Source organism: Nocardioides ultimimeridianus (assembly GCF_054777895.1).
Window position 1 is genome coordinate 160,176 of record NZ_BAAHAB010000010.1, and the last position, 12,204, is coordinate 172,379.

Consider the following 12,204-nt stretch of genomic DNA (forward strand, 5'->3'; position numbering starts at 1 on the left):
GTCGGAAGTCGGGTGGGTGGATTCGGAAGGCATCGGTACGGCGACCGCCCGCAGGGGGCGGCCGCCGTACCGATCAGAACGGCCAGTGCTGGTCGCGTCCCGCCTCGACGAGCGGGATCGCGGCGAAGCCCTGATCGCTCAGGCCACCGAACGTGTGCCGGTTGCCGGCACCGGACGGGCCGTGGCCGTACTGGTAGCCGGCGAGGTTGAACGTGTACACCGGCACCCTCTCGGGAACCGCCTTCGTCGGCTCCGCGCCCCGCCAACCGGCCCAGGCCTGCTCGTCGGTGACGATCACGACCCGGTCGTGGGCCCGGTAGTGCCGGCGTACGGCGTCCGCGGTGTTGGTGCCACCGAGGTTGCCGAACCGGCCCGCCAGCGCCAGCACCGACTCACCGCGTTGGATCCGGACCGCACGGTTGTCGGTGCCGAACTCCACGAGGTCCGCCGTGCCCGCACGAACGGCCAGGGCCGCGCCGAACACGGCCGCCGCGTCCGCACGGGTGACCGTCGAACGCCGGGACAGCCGGGTGAACATCGACCCGGAGCGGTCCACGAGCACCAGCGTCCGCCCGGGCAGCGACGGCACCGAGGCGAGGCTCGCCTGCAGCGCCTGCTCCAGCGCCCAGCCCCAGCGGAGCGAGGGCGCCGTGCGGTACGCCGCGAGGAACCGCAGCGGCAGCTGCCGCGAACGGGAGACCTCGCCCGGATCGGCCAGCCGCGCCGCCACCCGGACCGCGACCTCGTCCGAGACTCCCGCCTCGTCGAAGTTGCGCAGGTTGCGCAGCAGCGCCATGTAGCCCATCGAGGGGATCAGCGCCTCCCACGCCGACGCGTCCAGCGGACCCTGCAGCCAGCCGGCGACCTGCTCCCAGGTCATCGCGGCCGCCGCCAGGGCCTGCTCATCCTGCGTGAGAACGGCACGCCGCTGCTCCACCGGCAGCGACAGCAGACGCTGCCGAGCCTGCAGCACCCCGAGCTGGTCGGGGATCGCGTCGGCCCGGTCGTGACGGCGATCGAGCGCGTGCCGGAACAGCGCGCTCTGCCGGTCGTCCCGCGGCGACGGGTGGGTCAGCTCGAGTACGTCGGCGAACCGGAATCCCCGGGCCTGTCCGTCGTACTTGACCAGGGAGCGCTCGGTGTAGAGGCGCGTCGCGGCGTCGGCCACACCCCGCTTGACCGGCTTCGGGAACGCCCGGCCGTAGCGCCCGGCCCAGTAGGCCAGGAACTCGCCCGGCTCGTCCGCGCGGTCCAGGGCGGCGTCCACGATGCCGCGGTTGCCGCCGTCGATGCCGGCCGCGAGACGCGCCCGAACGGCCTCCGCGGCGACCACCAGGGCGACCGACCGGAGGTTGACGCCGGTGCGCAGCCAGCGCACGAGCCCCAGCACCGAGTCGCCGTCCTCGACGGCGACCCGGGCGACGAGCCCGCGCAGCCGCGCGTCCCGCTCCGCGGCCGCCTCGTAGAAGGTGTCCTCGGCGACGAAGGAGGTGACCGCGAGCAGGAACAGCTCGCCCTGGGCGTCCCGTGCGTAGCCGGGTGCGCCCTCGAAGGTGGCGCCGCTGGGGCGCTCACCGGTGACGACACCGCTGGTGCCGGTGCGGAGGATGCCCCGCAGGTTGAACTTGCTCATCTCATGTCCCTCCTTCCGAGGGCTGGGTGGGGTGGTGGTGGGTGGGTGGTGTCCGAGGACAGGGGCGACGGCGGCGTCGTCTCCAGCACAAGGAGTTCGTTGTCATCGAAGTAGCCGCTGTCTGCGCACCGGACACCGGACGCAACGCGGAGTGCCGAGGACCGAGGTCGACGAAGGATCGTGGTGCTCTGCCCTTGAGCTACACCCGGCCGAACCGGGTGACGGGACTCGAACCCGCAACAACCCCATGAGAAGTGGAAGTAGCCCTCGTCTTCGCACCGGCACTGCCGCGTTGCGACGTCTTCAGTTGTGGCCGCCCCGGAACGACGAGAGCCGCCGGCTGCGACAGCAGCGGGCGGCTCCCCTGGGGTGCACGGATGCACTACAGGAGAGACCCCGGGGGCTCGTTCTCGCATCGACCCAGGTGCGAGCACGGCAGGCTCGCGGCAGGCCTGCCGGCCGACCACATCAACTGCTCTTTGCGCGTCACCGGGACTCCTCGACTTCTCTTCGCGGCACGGTGCCGCGGAGAGAAGTGTGGCCCGCGCCGGGGCGCCGGGCCAAGCGATTTAACGGCCCGGGTGCTCCTCGCCGCGCGACTCCCAGTACGCGATGTGCGACCGGTGCAGCCAGTCGTCGACCCACCGCCGATCGGGCTGGTCCGGGACCGCGCCGTCGTCACCGGCCGCCACCAGCGCGGCCTCGGACCTGTCGAGCGCATCCAGCACCTCGGACAGCGGGACCTCGCCGCGGCGTACCGACCGCAGGAAGGACAGGTCGGGCTCGGGCACCGGAAGCGTGATCCGCCCGGTACGCAGCAGCTCGACGCCCTGTACGCCCAGCCGCAGGGCATGCATCGCGAACTTGGTGTCGTAGCCGTGCACGGCGACGAGCTCCGGCCGGTTGGTGTGGGCACCGGACTCACCGAGCATCGCGGCCTTCTGGCTCTGCAGGTAGCCGAGGAACCGGGCCGCCGCCAGCCTGGAGACGAAGCGGTGGGCGTTGTCGACGAGCTCGGCGCCGACAGCGTTGCGGAACACAACCTCCTCGTCAGGGACGAATAGCGCGAGCAGGACGGTCGGGTTGCCCGCCAGAGCGAGCCGGCACCACTTCCGCGCCGAGTAGACGACGACATCGAGATCGCCGGCACCGGATCGGTTCGCGAGTCCCCCGGGCTTGTCCCACACGGTGTGGCGCTGGAACTGCTCGAACTCGACCTCCGCCTCGCCCTCGATGCCGCGGGGCACGCGGGCGAGGCCGGTGACGAACTCCCGCGGCTCCAGGCAGATCCCCATCTCGTCGCGATCGTCCTGACCGCTGATGGACGTCCCGTGTACGCCGGACCCGACCTGCACACGCAGGATCAGGCCCGCCTCCGCGATCGCCCGCGCCTCCTCCGACGCGTGCGGATGATCGAACCCGAGCGGCAGCGACCGCTCACCGTCGATCTCTGCTGCGTGCGCCATGTCGCGAACCGTAGCCGCATGCGTTCGGGACGGGCGAACGCTTTCGACCGCGGCCTCCAACAGCCGTACCACAGACTCACGGGCGTTCCGGACTGGGAGCTTCATGTGCGGCGTGCGCGTTCGTTGCGGATCCCCCAGCAACGGAACCGTGATCCAGGGTGTCCACCTGACGCAGATCGCTGCCCCTTCGGCATCAGCGAGTCGCGCCTAACGAGCTGAGTGAAGACCGCCGACGTCGAGGACGATGTGAAGCCCGGGGCGAACGTGACCGAGAATGCCGAGCTGCGTGAGCGGAGGCACTGCAACCGACTCCTCGAGCAGGAGAACGAGGTCCTCAGCCGTGCGGCGCCTTACCTGTCCCACGCGAACCTGCCGGAAAATGATGTACCCGCTCGTCCGCAAGCTGGGCGTCGACGGGATCCCCGTCACGATGACGTGCCGGGTCCTCAAGCGATGGAAGCTGACCAGGATATGCCAGACCACCGTCAAGCACCCAGAGGGCACACCGCCACCGGACCCGGAGCGGAAGCGGGTGACGGTTCCGGCCGGTTTCGACTCGCTCGCTAACTCCGTGCGCTCCTCGCTCGTATCGAGCAGCAGCACGGGCCGGGCTGGCAGATCGAGTCCCAGGAGGACGACGTCATGACGCTCGTGCGGCCGAACTGCGGCAGCTAGGCGATCGTCCGTGAAAGGCGGATCGGGGAAAGGCGAACCACGACCCGAGCCGAAGGCGATACTGACTGACGCCGGGTGACAGCAAGTCTGATCTGGGGGAAGCATGGCGCGGTGGAGTAGTTGGTTCGCATTCGCGATTGTTCTGGGCGCTCTGTTGCCGGTCCCAGGCATCAGTACGGGCGTCGCCCCAGCAGTAGCCGAACCGGCCCTCACCCAACCGTGGGAGGGCAAGTTTCGTCCGGGCATGCCGTGTGTCGATGTCATCTTTCTCGGTGCTCGCGGCTCAGGTGAACCGTTGAGGCCCACGGCGCCACCAACTGGTGACGATGGAATGGGCGGCCCAGTCGACGTGGCGCTTCATGCATATCTCAAGGGCGTCTCTGGACGCCGAATCGCGTTCCGGCCGATTGCTTACCCGGCGTACGCGGTGCCGACCAAGAGCTCTCAGTTCTGGCGCCCTGCCGCCTGGCGACACTTTCTCGACGGACTGGACGACGGACTCGGCGACACCCTCGACTTCCTCAGGAAACGATCTTTTGTTTGCCCTCACGAGCACTACATCCTCGCCGGATATTCGCAAGGCGCCATGATCATGCACCGGGCAATCTGGTCAACTTTGATTCAGACCGCGATCGGATACGGCCGCCTCGATGGGGTCATTGCGATCGCCGACGGCGACCGCTACCGAGGAGGGCTCAATTACAGCACTGCACGTGGTGGTGAAGGGGTTGGGCAAGTTTTCCGCACCGCCGCGCTCTTCAACTCGAAAGCGGCCCACAAGGCAATCCCCAACGGTTTGGCGAAAAGGTTTCACTCCGTTTGCGACCATGGGGACTTGGTGTGCGACTTCTCGTACGTGATCGCCTCCGATCCGGTGACCGACCTGATTCGATTCGTCCATGGCTTGAGGATCCACAGCACCCAGTACGTCGGCCAGAACGCAACGTTTGTGCGGGTCGCGGCCGCCAATGTTGCGAAACGCACCATGTCCCGGAGCCCCACTTTGCCCATGACCATCGATGACAACATCGTCCCTGGCACCGTCGGGAAGCCCTTTGTCGGCTCGTTTCACGCGCATGGCGGATCCGGACCATACGCCTGGAGCCTTAAGGCAGGCCCTCCGGGTCTAAGCATCAATTCCTCAACCGGAGCCCTGGAGGGGTTGGCCACCGCTGAGTACACCTTGATCACAGTCCAGGCTCGGGATCATCGCGGGCAGGCGGTCGATTTTCAGGAGGCCCTTTACGCCGCCCCTGCCCGAGGGGATGGCCCTCCAGCCTGGTCGACCGTGTCGGGCTCGCGTCGCAACACCACCTGCGGCATTGGGACTGACGGAAGCGGATTCTGTTGGGGGGACAACGAATACGGCGCTGTCGGTGACGGAACCGGTGGCTACGACAACAATGGAGACCCGATGTCCGTCCGATCGCCGGAGCGCTTGCCTGGAACTTGGGCCGCGATCGAAACGACCGGCGAAGCCACGTGCGGCGTGCAGACCGACGACACGGGTTGGTGCTGGGGGGACAACCGATTCGACGCCATAGGGAACGGTGCGACCGGTGACATAGTCTCCTCGCCTGTGGCTATCCCGGGCCAATGGAGGAGCCTGACAACAGACGGGATGTCGACTTGCGGCATCCGGACGGACGACACCGCCTGGTGCTGGGGGGACAACTCTGCTGGCCAGGTCGGTAATGGCGCCAGCGGCGGTAGCGTCGGAATGGCGACGCAACTGAGCGGCTCGTGGACCAGTCTCAACCTGCAACCTGGGCCTGCGGGTGCAGCGACAGTGTGTGGGGTCCAAACGGACGGGACCGGCTGGTGTTGGGGTAGCAACTATTCAGGTCAGATCGGCAACGGGATGAGCGGAAACGTCGTGACCACGCCGTACAAGCTTGCCGGTACCTGGCTCAGCCTCGAACCAACCGAATACACGACATGCGGAATCCAGACCGACCACACAGGGTGGTGTTGGGGCTCCGACGATGTCGGACAGGTCGGCGATGGCTCATCCGGCGTTGACAGGGTCGTCTCTTCGCCGAGCCCGCTTCCGGGCCTGTGGTCGATGCTCGACACGGCAGGCGACGTTGACAGCAACTTTGCATCGACTTGCGGTGTGCAAACGAACGGAACGGGTTGGTGCTGGGGGGACAACACCAACGGCAAGATTGGGAATGGGACGAGCGGCGGGATCATGGCGTCGCCGTCGCAGGTTGCCGGATCGTGGGCCACGATCTCTTCGGATTGGGCGCGAACCTGCGGAATTCAGGCGGACGGCACGGCGTGGTGTTGGGGAGCCAACTCGCATGGTGAAGTTGGGAGCGGAACAACCAGCCCGGTAGTCACAACTCCCGCGCAACTTCCAGGTTGGTGGGACAGTCTCGTGACGGGCGCGACATCCTGTGGCGTGCGCACCGATAACACAGGGTGGTGCTGGGGATGGAACACGTATGGGTCGGTCGGCGACGGCGGCACGTCGCCCGCGGTTACGCCGTTCGCGCTGCCCACGAAGCCGGCGGGTTGATGACCATCTAGTCCTACCCACTGTCGCGCGGCGGGGCGCATAAGCATCACCGCTGTGGTCACACCGACCCGGGCTCCCATCACTCGCCGAACAGGTCGTCCTCAGCATGCATCATCCCGTCGGGTGTCAAGACGAATCGCCTGTTCGGCTTCCAAGTCAGAACGTCATCACGAAGCCTGATGCATGCGAATGCGGCGTCGCAGTTGCGCTTCTCCCGCAACTGATAGCCAATCTCCTCTTCGCAGGCCGCGACAATCTGGTTCAGACCGCTCGGGCTTTTGTTGATCCGTTGGATCTCGGAGCGTGCCGTCGTCGTGAAGGACCCAACTGGTCCTCAACGATCACGGTCCGCCCAGTCAATTCGTCGCGACCGATCAGGTCGAGCGAGAAGTCATCGACCGGATGCTCGGCAACTTCGAGGGCTTAGTTCCATCCCGAGCATGTCGCTCAGGACGTCGCCATTGTCGAGCAACTACGGAGTGAAGTTCAGTGCCTCGTGCGGCCAGACCTCTCACGGAGGGACGACAGCGATGCGACGTGGCTCGTCGACGGAGTCACGTGAGCAGCCTGCCATGGTCGACCGCCCGGACAGACCGGAGCGGTTGCCAGCGGACCACCTTCAGCGGCCGATTTCACGGTCACTTCCGACGAAGCGGGGAGTAACGCTTCGCGAGTCAAAAAACGAACCAGGTCCGACTCGCGTTTCCGCAGGTCAGACCCGGTTTTCTTTGTAGCGGGGGTACTCCGCGCACCTAGCGCTTCGCCGTTCCGCCGATGCCTTCCAAGCGGGGTTTGTGGTGGTGCCATGGCATCTGCCACCCCTTGCTGCACCGGCTCCGACGGTACGCCCGGTTGCCGACAGTCGGGAATACCGGCTCGCACAGAAGGGGTCCGCCCCCGCTCCGGTCGGCTTCTGAGGCGAGCCGCTTGGGGCACGCGGTCGATCTTCGGGTAGGCGAATTGCCGAATTCGCCCTCAGGCCCCCGACCTGCGATCGACACTGTGCCCATGAATGAGCCGTCGCCTCACCAGGACAACGATGCAACCAAGCGCTGTCCGTTCTGCGCCAGCGACATCCGAGTGCAAGCGGTCGTGTGCCCCTTCTGTCGACGCGACCTTCCGTCGACGGCATCGAGTCTCCACGACGCCCTACCAGCGACCGCGGGCACAGCTCCGCGTCCGCGAGGTCCGGCAGCCAGCACGAGGGGGCCCCTGGTCATGCTCGTCTCGGCCAGCGTGGTCATCGTCCTGGCTGCCGGTGCAGCGATCTTCACACTCACCGGCAGGCACTCAAGCACCCGAAACCCAGTCCATACGTTGCGCGGAACGCTCCTGGTCGACGCGGTGTATCCGAGCTCGGATCACGAATGGTGCGGCCAGATCCTGAGTGCTGGGGAAGCTCTCGACCAGATGGACAAGATGCTGACAAGGAACCGTTCGCAGCCCTGCTCAGCCGGTCCGGGCGGCGGCTACGACGACATCCGCGACGGCGCGGACGTCACCGTCTACGACGCCTCAGGAAAGATCCTCGCGACCGGCCAACTCAGCGGCGGCACAGCCGATGAGCATGGCGTCGAGTTCTCTTGGACGGTCGAGAACGTCCCGGAGCAGCCCGTGATCCAGGTCGAGGTCTCGCACCGGGGCAAACTCAACTACACGCTGGATCGTCTCAAGGCGGACAACTGGTCCGTCGCCAACCAGCTCGGCGGATAGGAACGGGTCAACGCAATGCGAGGACTCGCCGTAGGTCGGACCCGCGACCGGGGGCGAGCCGGATGTCGTCGACGCTCGCCGGGAAGGGATGGCGTTGGACCTCCCCGCGGCCCGAGCGGCAATGAGTGCCGTCCCGTCGTGATCGGTCAGGCCGCTGCCCGCGGCGATCCGCTGCGGAGGCCGGGTAGCAACGAAGATCATCACGACTCCCATTAGGGTTCTTGCGTGCGCACCCGAACGCATTCCTTACGCGGATGGGATGCCGCCACTCAGCGCGTTGTCGAGTCGAAGTGGCTGGTTCCCTCGGCGGTACCGGTCGGGTCCGTGATCGGCACTTTCTTCATCACGCTCGGCCAAGACTTCCACGGATGGGACTGGGCGTGGGCACTCGGCGGACTGGCCCTGTGTCTGGCATCGGCATTCCTTCTCGTCGTGCGCGAGGTTGGTACGGCGGCCCGCGCGGCGGCCTCTGAACTCGAGGCGGGCCGTCTCCATGTCGCAATGAAGGACGCCTTGCAGCCAGTCGCCGAACTCATTGCGGCAATGCCGGCGAAGACGAAGCGTCAACGCGAGGCCGAGGTGAAGAACGTGGCGACGCAGGCCGTTGGGGCACTCACCTTGCTACTCAAGGATGTGAACCGGTTGCGGGCGGTTGTTTATCAACTCGACCCCAGCGGGATGTCGGCAGTGGCCTACGCCGGTCGCGGCGACAAGCCCTCACCCTTTCTGTCGGGCACCGCCCGTGGCGACTATGCGCTCCAGATGGTGGCGGCGGGCGGTGACTGGTTCGAGCCCGACACGGCCGAGGCCACCAACGTCGCGTACGCAGGCAGCGGCTCCGGTTATCATGCCTATATCTCCGCTTCCATCCGCACCGACGCAGACGCATTCGGCATGGTCACTGTGGATGCGCCCGAGGCGGGCGACCTCGTCGACACCGACCGCCAAATCGTCCTCCTGGTCGCGGACCTCCTGGCAATCGCGTACGCAGAGGCAGACAGGCCCTAGGCAAGTTGTTGTGTCGGACCAATAGGACACCGTGCTAGTACCATGGACCGCGACGGCGAGGAGGACGCTGTGACGAAGATTCGCCTCAAGGAGACGACACCACGCAAGGTCGCGGACGTGACGTCGCCTGCCGCGGTGCAGCGCATCTGGGCTGAAGCCGCGAAAGCAGTGCGCAAGGAATCGATCGTCGTTCAGCGACGCCGGAAGCGGGCCATCGCCAGCTGATCCACCGCAACATTCTTACTGGGTGTGTCCCATTTCGCGGCTGAGTGAGGGGCCCGGAAAGACCCACGCTCATGTCGATGTGAGGATGCCACTAGCCGTAGAGGGGTGGCCCCGCAGTGTCGGCCGCGTCGGCCGCGTCGGCCAGCCAAGCGGCGAAGCCGCGTGCCTCATCCGGGTTGAGCAGCAGGGTCGCACTGAGTCCACCACCCTCGATCGGCGTGAAAAAGCCATCGGGAACCCTGACGGTGAAGGTGACGCCACCACGTTCACCGTCGCCGACCGGAAACGCGGCAGCGCGCACCATGCCACCTCCGCCCGAGAGAACGCCGCCCTGGTCTTCCCACACGGTCCGTGGCTGAGTCATGAAGCGACCCTAGGGGACCCCTTACGGATTCGTCCGCTCATGGCATCCCGCGCGGTCACGCTGCGGCTGGAAGTGCGCGCCGGGGAGCCTGAGCACGCGACAGGTGGCGCAGGGTGGTGGCGATGCACGCGACCTGGAGCCAGCCGGTCGCGGAGGTGGTGGTGTTCTCAAACGACTTCGCGAGTCGCCGGGAGCGGCCGAGCCGTCCGCGCGCGACCTCGACCCGCCAGGCGTGCCGGATGGGACGGAACACCGGCTGCTTGTCGTCCCACCCGACGCGGCGCAGCTCGAGGCCATGCTGACGGCCCAGCGTGTCCGCGGCAGCCGCGGTGACGCCACGGTCCACGAGGACCGGGTCCAGCCGGCCGACGACGCCCTGGTTGGTGAGGTGCTCCAGCATCAGCTCAGTCGTCCGGTTCTCGTGGGTCGAGGCCCCGGCAACTACACGGTCAAGGCCAAGGTCACCAAGGGACGCCGATCATCACGGTCAAGCCGAACTCCGCCGCTCCGGAGGAGGGTGCCGGCGCCGGCACCGTCGAGAACGTCTCCGTGACGATCTCGGACGCCGCCAAGACCGCGCAGATCGTGGCCTCGCAGCCGCGTCAGGCGACCGGTCGCCCCGAGCTCACCGAGGCCGCCATCGTGGTCTCCGGTGGTCGTGGCACCGGCGGTGACTTCACCGCGGTCGAGGCCCTCGCCGACGCCCTCGGTGCCGCCGTGGGCGCCTCGCGTGCCGCCGTCGACCAAGACGGTCTCGCCGCAGCCGTACGTCGCCAACGGCATCTCCGGTGCGATCCAGCACCGCGCCGGCATGCAGACCTCGAAGACCATCGTGGCCGTCAACAAGGACGAGGAGGCCCCGATCTTCGAGCTCGTGGACTTCGGCGTCGTGGGCGACCTGCACACGGTGCTCCCGAAGGTCACCGAGGGCATCAACACCACGAGGCATTGATGACACTCGGCCGTCGCGGCAACCACTTCAGCGATTGGTACCCATCTGATCAACAGTCATCATGCCCGAGTTCGGCGCCAAGTAGTCCCGCGAGGAGCGGCGACTGCGTGAGGACTTCGTCCTGTCCAGCGCCGAGACGGAGTCCAGATCAAGTGAGCAAACTCGGGCGTTGGCTCTGTCCTGGTCACGGACACGCAAGCAAGCATCCTGGAGCCGCCCGACTGTCGGCGCTTCCGCCTAGAGTGCGCGACCATGGCGAATGCTCGGATCTCATCTGCTCGTCGCGGCCGGCGTAAGAGCGCGGTGCGAGTTGCCGACCGACCAGACCTCCTGGCATCTCACGTCATCAGCCTGTTTCGTGGCGACTTCCTGTTTCCCGAAGGGCGCCATGGTGGATCACGACGCGGTGCAATCGCCGTCCAACTCACGTACGCCGCCGTTGCGGCGATCGGGTCCGCGTGGCTCATCGCTCATCCCGGCCGATTCGGCTACCGCCTGGTCGGAAGCGTTCCGCTCGCCTCAAGTGCCGGAGTCGCATTCATCCTCGCCATCCTGACAACCGCTGCCAGTACAGGACGGCCCCAACTGATGGCGATGTGTGTTCGCTGGGGACGTCGCGCCGCCGCCGTGTACGAGTATGCCGCGACCGGTCTGGTGGCCGCTTGCTCAGCAACGGGCATCGGACTCGCGCTGTACGCTGCGCATCTTGACGCCCACGCAGATACACGGCTAGTTCGCGGCGACGCCTTCGCGTTCGCGTACATGGCAGGGGGGCTGAGCATCGGCGCCGCGGCATCGATCACACGACCGCTGTTCAGCGTTGTCCGCGGCCGCCCGAGAACCGTCGCGCACGTGCTGGCCGCATCAGCACACGTGCTCGTAGGGGTCGCGCTGTTCGGCACGCTGGCAGAACTGGTGATCCCAGGCACCTCGACCTGGGTCACCGTCGCCGTCACCCTGACCCTGACCGGCATCGGTTGGCAGATCGCTCGCTTCACAAGCGCCGAACACACGTTACGCCGACTCCTTGATGCGGCGACCGCTCTCCGGTCAGCCAGCGCTCGTGGCGATGACCTGGTCGGGCCACTCGCCGAACTCGAGAACGCTTGTCTGCGCCGCACGCTAGGACGCGAACTCATCGTCGAACCTGAAGTCCAGATGGTGCTGCGCGCCTGCATTGAACGGCTCGCGCCGGAAGAACGCCGCGTCCGCCGTCATGGCACCGCCATGGCCGACCTGGACGCGGCATTCGCGGGAATGACGGACGAATCCATGCGTACAGAGGTCGCGAAGTTCGCGGCGGCCATCAGGCAGACCATCGTCCTCAAAGTACCGCTCGTCGAAGGTCACATCTGGGCCGTGCCGTTGACGGAGTCCCCAGCCCCCGAGCGACCGGCGCATGCACGATATCGGTCGAGAGCGACCTGAATGCACGAATCGCGGGCGAGATGACCGGCTGGCCCCCGTGGGGTGCGCGCCGCACTTCACGACCCTCGATTGGACCTCCGCGCGTACAGTCACGCTCCTCCCAGTCACGCGTCTCACCGAACGTGAGGCACATCGCCTGGCACCACGGCACGGCAGGAGAGTCCCCTGTGGTGGTGGGGTTTGAGGTCCAGCGGCGGGGCTGCGTGAAGTAGGCGG

At 67.0% G+C, this 12,204-nt stretch carries 9 protein-coding genes and 1 pseudogene; 6 read left to right on the forward strand and 4 right to left on the reverse strand.

Features of this window, described 5'->3' with window-relative positions; all coding sequences use genetic code 11:
- Positions 1-73: 73 nt before the first annotated feature.
- Together ACYU8V_RS11400 and ACYU8V_RS11405 are read right to left on the reverse strand one after the other, a co-directional pair.
- Positions 74-1,633 (reverse strand): TROVE domain-containing protein, encoded by a 1,560-nt coding sequence (locus ACYU8V_RS11400; protein ID WP_460847449.1) that lies wholly within the window; start codon positions 1,631-1,633, stop codon positions 74-76.
- A gap of 569 nt (positions 1,634-2,202) precedes the next feature.
- The gene (locus ACYU8V_RS11405) at positions 2,203-3,099 is read right to left on the reverse strand and encodes a DNA polymerase beta superfamily protein (RefSeq protein ID WP_460847450.1); all 897 of its coding nucleotides are present in this window, start codon (positions 3,097-3,099) and stop codon (positions 2,203-2,205) included.
- 919 nt (positions 3,100-4,018) lie between these two features.
- Between ACYU8V_RS11405 and ACYU8V_RS11410 the strand changes: the two genes are divergently transcribed.
- The 4 genes from ACYU8V_RS11410 to ACYU8V_RS11425 all read left to right on the forward strand — a co-directional run bounded on the left by ACYU8V_RS11410 (position 4,019) and on the right by ACYU8V_RS11425 (position 9,244).
- Positions 4,019-6,298: a cutinase family protein gene (locus ACYU8V_RS11410; RefSeq protein WP_460847452.1), complete on the forward strand. Its 2,280-nt coding sequence runs from the start codon at positions 4,019-4,021 to the stop codon at positions 6,296-6,298.
- A 1,218-nt stretch (positions 6,299-7,516) separates the two neighbouring features.
- A complete protein-coding gene (locus ACYU8V_RS11415) occupies positions 7,517-8,011 on the forward strand; it encodes a hypothetical protein (RefSeq protein WP_460792988.1) in 495 nt (164 codons plus the stop codon).
- Positions 8,012-8,236: 225 nt separating this feature from the next.
- Positions 8,237-9,019, forward strand: coding sequence for a GAF domain-containing protein (locus tag ACYU8V_RS11420; RefSeq protein ID WP_460792987.1), 783 nt, complete (start codon positions 8,237-8,239; stop codon positions 9,017-9,019).
- A 69-nt stretch (positions 9,020-9,088) separates the two neighbouring features.
- The gene (locus tag ACYU8V_RS11425; RefSeq protein WP_460792986.1) at positions 9,089-9,244 is read left to right on the forward strand and encodes a hypothetical protein; all 156 of its coding nucleotides are present in this window, start codon (positions 9,089-9,091) and stop codon (positions 9,242-9,244) included.
- 91 nt (positions 9,245-9,335) lie between these two features.
- Here ACYU8V_RS11425 and ACYU8V_RS11430 read toward each other — a convergent pair whose 3' ends face one another.
- Together ACYU8V_RS11430 and ACYU8V_RS11435 are read right to left on the reverse strand one after the other, a co-directional pair.
- Positions 9,336-9,608 carry a hypothetical protein gene (locus ACYU8V_RS11430; protein ID WP_460792985.1) on the reverse strand — a complete coding sequence of 91 codons (273 nt, stop codon included), beginning with the start codon at positions 9,606-9,608 and terminating at the stop codon, positions 9,336-9,338.
- 55 nt (positions 9,609-9,663) lie between these two features.
- Positions 9,664-10,008: a hypothetical protein gene (locus ACYU8V_RS11435; protein ID WP_460792984.1), complete on the reverse strand. Its 345-nt coding sequence runs from the start codon at positions 10,006-10,008 to the stop codon at positions 9,664-9,666.
- A 36-nt stretch (positions 10,009-10,044) separates the two neighbouring features.
- On the opposite strand from ACYU8V_RS11435, the pseudogene ACYU8V_RS11440 reads away from it, so the two are divergent.
- Positions 10,045-10,560: pseudogene (locus tag ACYU8V_RS11440) on the forward strand (electron transfer flavoprotein subunit alpha/FixB family protein); the annotation flags it as partial.
- Positions 10,561-10,812: 252 nt separating this feature from the next.
- On the forward strand, positions 10,813-11,988 hold the full coding sequence (locus ACYU8V_RS11445) for a hypothetical protein (RefSeq protein ID WP_460792983.1): 1,176 nt from the start codon (positions 10,813-10,815) through the stop codon (positions 11,986-11,988).
- Positions 11,989-12,204: the final 216 nt, after the last annotated feature.